Genomic DNA, 6532 nt, shown 5'->3' with positions numbered 1-6532 from the left:
GAGGTCGATCAAGCACCGAATACAACAATCTCATTCTTCGCTGCGCAGTCGAAAAGAACGCACACCGATCAGAGCCAAGTTACCTTGCAGTACATCTCCGAATCCGGTTGCGATCGTTACATCTGCTTACTGATCCGCTGGGCCCCCGCCAGCGACATCGATACGGTCGGCCGAACGCTCGGCAGTATGCACGAGCCGGCGATCTGAGATCACGCCACCGTTCTTCTTTCCTGAATTCGGCACCGGTCCAATCTACAGTGCTGCCGACAATCGACTCCAACTCGGCGAGGCCTGTGCAGGCGCCTGCTCAGGCGGTCATGTCCAGCGACGCGATGACCTTGGTCGGATGAATACGAACCACCAGCTCACCGGGCACCCCGTTGCGCTTGCCGAACTCTGCGGCACGCTCGGCTCCCATATATCGGGCGCCGATCTCGGTGGCAGTACGCACCAGGTCTGCCGGCTCCTCGGACGTCGTGGCGATTCCTTGAATCTGCACGAATCCGTAGGGCGGCTCCTCCAGGTCCACCGACAACGCGACGCGCGGGTCACGTGCGATCGCGCGCCCCTTCGCGGTCTCGGCACCAGTGTTGAACACGATCGTCTCGTCTTCGAGAACGAACCATATTGGCACCACCAGCGGCCGCCCGTCCGCCGCGACGTAGCCGAGCTTGCCTGTTCTCGTGCCGAAGCCGAGAAATTCACGAACCTCACTATCCGCCAGTGTTGCAATGCCGCGAGCCTATCGACTACCACCGACAATTCTCCGTGCGATCGTCAGATACACCGCTGCAAGTTCTGGCGCCGAGAGTGGACCGTCGGGCCGATACCATCCTGCGATTCCGACGCACAGTGTCGTCACCGCCCGAGAGGCATCCTCCGCATGCTCGGTGTCGAAGTCACCCGACTCGACGCCGTCGTGGACGATCGTGTCGAGCATGCGCTGCTGCTCATCACGTTGGGCGATGTACTCACTGCGGTTGTCGGCTTCGAGGCTGCGGATCTCGGTCGATCCGATGAACGCCTGATCCCGGCGATACATGTGGAACAGGAGTAACGAGGTGACGACGGCATCGAACCGGGCGCTGGGTGAGGACCCAGCTTCTGATTCCGCGATCCTCGACCGTTGAAGCAAATCAGCCATAGCGGCCTTCATCAGACCCACCAGAAGGGCCTGCTTCGACGGGAAATGGTGATACAGCCCTGGCACCGACAGTCCGGCGCGAGCTGCGATCTCACGCACCGAAGCCCCGTGGTAGCCCTGCTCGACGAACGCTGCGAGGGCCGCAGCCAGCGGCGCGGAGAGCACCGAGCCCTCGTAGAAGCGCCAGCTACCTCGCTCCGCATCTCCACTCATGTTGTCCCAGCTTGCTCGAATGTGACCTTGCCTGCGCGAACAGTGGCCAGAATAGGATCCGAACGCAGGTCGCGGTTTCCCAAGTTCGCGGGGTGTTCGGCCAGAATCACCAGATCCGCGGCATCCCCGACTTCGACCGATGGGCGGCCACCACAGGCCGCGCTCAAGGCGATATTCAGCGATAGCGCCTCCTCGACCTGCCACGGCCGGCGATCGTCGTCGGTGCGCCACACGGCATCGGCGACCGCATCGAGCGGCGACGGCGAGCTGACCGGGGCGTCGGAGCCGAACAGCAGCTCCACGCCCGCGCGATGCAGCGAGGCGTACGGGTAGGAGATCGAGGCTCGCCCACTCCACAGTTCGTCGGCGACGTCACGGTCGCTCATCGCGTGCTGAGGCTGGATGGAGGCCGCGACGCCTGCCGCGGCGAACCGCTGCACGTCGACAGGCAGGACCTGTTGAGCATGCTCGATCCGCCCGCCGGCCCCGATAGCCTCGAACGCGTCGAGTGCGAGTGAGTTCGCGCGGTCACCGATCGCGTGAACAGCCGGCTGCATTCCGGCTTCGGATGCCTTGCGCATCAGTGCCTGGAGGTCTGCGGGCGTCTCGAGAAGCAGGCCGGTTCCGGAACCATCGGGATACGCGTCGTGACAACATGCGGTTCGGGTGTTCAGTGAACCGTCGAACATCACCTTCAGCGGGCCGAGTGAAAGATGCCGCCCGTCACCGATGCGATCACCGGTCCTCGCGCCGAGGTGCAACTCGTGTTCGAGCCATTCCGGCCACACCGCGATGGACACGTCGACGAATGACTGACCGACGTCGGCACGACGCAGCCAGACAGCTCTGTTGTCCGCGTACTCGAAATCGGTCACGGCGGTGATGCCTCGTCGAGCCAATTCGGCGGTGGCGTCGAGGACACTGCGATCACCGTGCTCGGTATCGGCCCGCCGGTCGAGAGCACCGAGACCTTCCATGCAGTCGTGATCGCGCAATATCCCCGTCGGATGATCGATGGACAGTTCGGCCAGAAGTGCCGGACTGAGCCACAGTGTGTGCAGATCCATGCTCGTGATCGCCACGAGGCGGTCCGGTAGGGCCCTCTGCAACACATCCTTGTGTGGCGCGTCGGGCCACAGCGCGTCCCGAAAACCTTGGGCGCGCAGTATCCCGTGCCCGTACCGCTCCTCGGAGTGCACAAGGATGTCCACGACGGCAGCGGCAGAGTCTGATTCCGAGACATCGATCCGCGTCAACGATGCGGCCCACTGCGTCAGATGCACGTGATTGTCCACGAAACTGGGCAACAGCGCCCCTCCCCGACCGTCGAGGATCTCCCCCTCGGTGGCGCGCGAAGCACTCCCGGACGGGGTCACCTCGGCGATCCGACCACCGACCGTCTGCACTTCGAAGGTCGGGCCGCCCGCGGCGAGAACCACGTTTCTGATCAGCACCTCCGGACTCTAGAACACTCTTGCCTTGAAAGCGTGGGCCGGCCGAGTGGGAACCTCTGACGAAGGTGAAGCATCAGCGGCTGTGGTCTCGTCCACGTTCGACGAACCAATCCACCAGATCCGGTGCATCGACGGCCGAGCGGTCGAGAATGCGAGCGGCGTCATCACCCTGAAAGATCCGTTTGAGCGGAACCTCGAGCTTCTTCCCCGTCCTGGTGTGTGGGATTCCGGGGGCTGCGATGATCTCATCGGGTACATGCCGCGGTGATGCGTGCTCCCTGATGACCGCCTCGATCCGTCCTCGTAGCGGCTCATCGAGTTCGGCACCGTCGGCCAGCACTACGAACAGCGGCATCCAATAGCTACCGTCGCCGGATTCGATCCCGAGGACGAGGGATTCGACCACCTCGGGTAAGGATTCGACTGCCTGGTAGATGTCGGCACTACCCATTCGAATACCGTTGCGGTTCAATGTCGAATCGGAACGCCCGTGAACGATGACGCTGCCATGATCGGTGACGGTAATCCAGTCTCCGTGGCGCCACACCCCTTCGAAGGTATCGAAGTACGCGTCGTGATACCGCGATCCGTCCTCGTCGTTCCAGAACCGGGTCGGCATCGACGGCATCGGCTCGGTGATGACGAGTTCGCCTACCTCGCCGGTTACCGAACGACCCTGGTCGTCGTACGCGGCCAGCGCGACGCCGAGGTAGGGGGCCGACAGTTCGCCCGGCCATACCGGCACCGTGCGCACCCCACCCGCGAACGCCGAGACCACATCGGTCCCACCCGAGATCGAGAATACCGGGACGTCACGGCTGATGTTGTCCGCCAACCAGATCGACGATGTGGCCGGTAGCGAAGACCCGGTGATCCCGATCGCCCGCAGCGCACCGAGGTCGTGATCTTCACCTGGGTGTGAACCCGCCTTGATGCAAGACAGCACGTAGCCCGGGCTCGTTCCAAGGAAGGTGACCTTCTGTGCGGCAGCGATTTTCCACAACGCATCGGCCGTCGGGAAGCCCGGGCTACCGGACGAAGTCACGATGGTGGCGCCGACGAGGAGACCTGCCACCTGAAAATTCCACATCATCCAACTGGGGCTCGTGTACCAGAAGAACGTGTCATTCGGTCCGATATCCGATTGCAGTCCAACGGACTTGAGATGTTCGAGCAGAACTCCACCATGACTGTGCACGATCCCCTTGGGCAAACCCGTGGTACCCGAGGAGAACACTATCCACAGCGGATGGTCGAACGGAACAGGAACACTGGTCCACACGCGCTCGCCGGCAGTGGCCTCGTCCCACGTGATCGATCCTGCAGTGACATGCGTGCCGACCTGGACGACGAGATCGACCGTCGGCAAGTTCTCACGCAACGCGCTGACGTCTGCAGTCTTGTCGTGGAATTTGCCGCCGTAGGAGTACCCGTCGGCGCTGATCAGCACCTTCGGATCCAGTTGTCCCAACCGATCCGATGCGGCAGACGCGGAATAGTCCTGTCCACAGGCCGACCACACCGCACCGATGCTTGCCACCGCCAGAAACGCGATCACCGTCTCGGGAATGTTGGGAAGATAGCCGACGACGCGGTCTCCCTTCGCGACGCCTCTAGTCTTCAACGTCTCGGCCAGCGATGCTGCCTGCCTAGCCAACTCGTGCCAGGACAGTCTGGTGATCGATCCGTCCTCGTGAGCGTGGACGATCGCGGGCCGATCGGTTCGGATATGTCGCTCGACCTGGTCGACGTAGTTCAGCGCGGCGCCGGTAAACCACTGTGCCCCCGGCATATCGGTCGATTCGAGAATCGAGGTGGGTCGATCGGCGGCGATGATGTCGAAGTAGTCCCACACCGCGCGCCAGAAATCGGGGAGATTCTCGGTAGACCATGTCCACAGCGATCGATAGTCGGTCAGGTCTAGAGCGTGCCGCCGTTGGACGTAGCGCTGAAAGTCCATGATGCGCGCATTCTCGATGTCCTCGGTCGACGGCGTCCACTGCGTATCGGTCATATTGTTCAGTATTCCCGACGGTGCCCGATCCGCGTCGTAGGTCACTGCGGCTCCACTGCCAGCATTCCGATGGACTTCTCACGCATCTCGACTTTCCGCACCTTACCGGTGACCGTTGTCGGGAACTCATCGACGACGTGGACGTATCGCGGGATCTTGTAGCCTGCCAGTTTTCCCTCACTGAATGCTCGAACCGCAGCGGCATCGAGCGGTACTGCACTGTCCCGCATTCTGATCCATACCATCAGTTCTTCGCCGTACTTCGCGTCGGGAACTCCGATCACCTGAGCGTCGAGGATATCGGGGTGGGAGTACAGAAACTCCTCGATCTCTCGGGGGTAAATGTTCTCTCCCCCTCTGATGACCATGTCCTTGATTCGCCCTGTGATGGCGACGTAGCCGTCGGCGTCCATGACTCCGATGTCGCCGGTGTGCATCCACGCCTCGGCATCGATGGCCTCGGCTGTCTTTTCCGGGTTCTGCCAGTACCCGGCCATGACGGAATAGCCTCGTGTGCACAGCTCCCCCGGCTCACCGCGCGGTACGGTCTCCGCGGTCGTCGGGTCGACGATCTTCACCTCGAGATGCGGACCTACTGCACCTACCGTCGAGACTCGTTGGTCGATGGTGTCCTCGCTACGAGTTTGCAGCGAGACTGGCGAAGTCTCGGTCATGCCATAGCAAATGGACACCTCGCTCATTCCCATTTTGTCGATCACCTGCTTCATGATCTCCGCCGGGCACGGCGACCCTGCCATGATTCCGGTGCGTAGACTCGACAGGTCGAACGAATCGAACTCCGGCAGCGCAAGTTCGGCGATGAACATCGTCGGGACGCCGTACAGCGATGTGCACCTCTCCTTCTCGACGGCGGCGAGCGTTGCAGCAGGCTCGAAAGCTCGTCCAGGGATCACCATGGCACTGCCGTGGCTTGTGCAGGCAAGGTTGCCCATGACCATGCCGAAGCAGTGATAGAACGGCACCGGGATGCACACTCGGTCCTCGGCGGTGTAGTGGCACAGTTCGCCGACGAAAAACCCGTTGTTCAGGATGTTGCTGTGGCTGAGCGTGGCGCCTTTGGGGAATCCTGTTGTACCCGAGGTGTATTGGATATTGATCGGATCGTCGACCCGCAGTCGGTCCTGCACCTCGGCGACCATTCGTGGTCGATCGGCCAGCGCGCGGTGCCCGCGGTCGGTCATCAATTCCCATCCGAAGCTGCCGATGTATACCACTTCCCGCAGATCAGGAGCTTCCGGACGAGCCTCCTCGATCATGGCCGCGTAGTCCGCGCCCTTGAACTCCTGCGCCGACAGTAGGACCGACACGCCTGATTGCTTCAGTACGAACCGCAACTCGTGGGTGCGGTAGGCCGGGTTGATATTGACCAGAATGGCACCGATTTTGGCGCTTGCGTACTGCGCCAGTACCCACTCCGGGCAGTTCGGGGCCCAGATGCCGACGCGATCGCCCTTCACGACGCCTTGCACCAGCAGGCCCGCGGCCAACAATTCCACGTCCGCGAGGAACTCCGAATAGGTCCACCGCCGGTCGGACACGACATCTATCAGCGCATCATGCCCGCCGTACAGCGATGCAGTTCGATCCAGATTTGCTCCGATAGTGTCTGCGAGCAGCGGCTGAGGCGACGCTCCTGACGCATAGCTGAGTGTCTCCATGACTCCCACGATAGTGAGCTGCGTCACC

General features: G+C 62.2%; 5 protein-coding genes. All 5 read right to left on the bottom strand.

Features of this window, described 5'->3' with window-relative positions:
* Positions 1 to 307: 307 nt before the first annotated feature.
* Positions 308 to 733, bottom strand: a complete 426-nt coding sequence (locus tag ABIB36_RS20815) for a PPOX class F420-dependent oxidoreductase (protein WP_084348037.1) — start codon at positions 731 to 733, stop codon at positions 308 to 310.
* Positions 734 to 742: 9 nt separating this feature from the next.
* Entirely contained in the window at positions 743 to 1357 is a 615-nt protein-coding gene (locus ABIB36_RS20810) for a TetR/AcrR family transcriptional regulator (RefSeq protein WP_084348036.1), read from the bottom strand.
* On the bottom strand, positions 1354 to 2811 hold the full coding sequence (locus tag ABIB36_RS20805; protein WP_354562849.1) for an amidohydrolase: 1458 nt from the start codon (positions 2809 to 2811) through the stop codon (positions 1354 to 1356). Before ABIB36_RS20805 ends, ABIB36_RS20810 begins: the two co-directional genes overlap by 4 nt.
* Positions 2812 to 2884: 73 nt before the next feature.
* Entirely contained in the window at positions 2885 to 4825 is a 1941-nt protein-coding gene (locus ABIB36_RS20800; RefSeq protein ID WP_354562851.1) for an acetoacetate--CoA ligase, read from the bottom strand.
* A gap of 41 nt (positions 4826 to 4866) precedes the next feature.
* Positions 4867 to 6504, bottom strand: a complete 1638-nt coding sequence (locus ABIB36_RS20795) for an AMP-binding protein (protein ID WP_354563003.1) — start codon at positions 6502 to 6504, stop codon at positions 4867 to 4869.
* Between the last annotated feature and the right edge of the window lie 28 nt (positions 6505 to 6532).

Origin of the sequence: Rhodococcus sp. UYP9, assembly GCF_040547235.1 — a bacterium.
Taxonomy (GTDB): domain Bacteria; phylum Actinomycetota; class Actinomycetes; order Mycobacteriales; family Mycobacteriaceae; genus Rhodococcoides.
The sequence above is the reverse complement of the archived record's forward strand: the minus strand, read 5'-3'. Positions and strand labels throughout refer to the sequence as shown.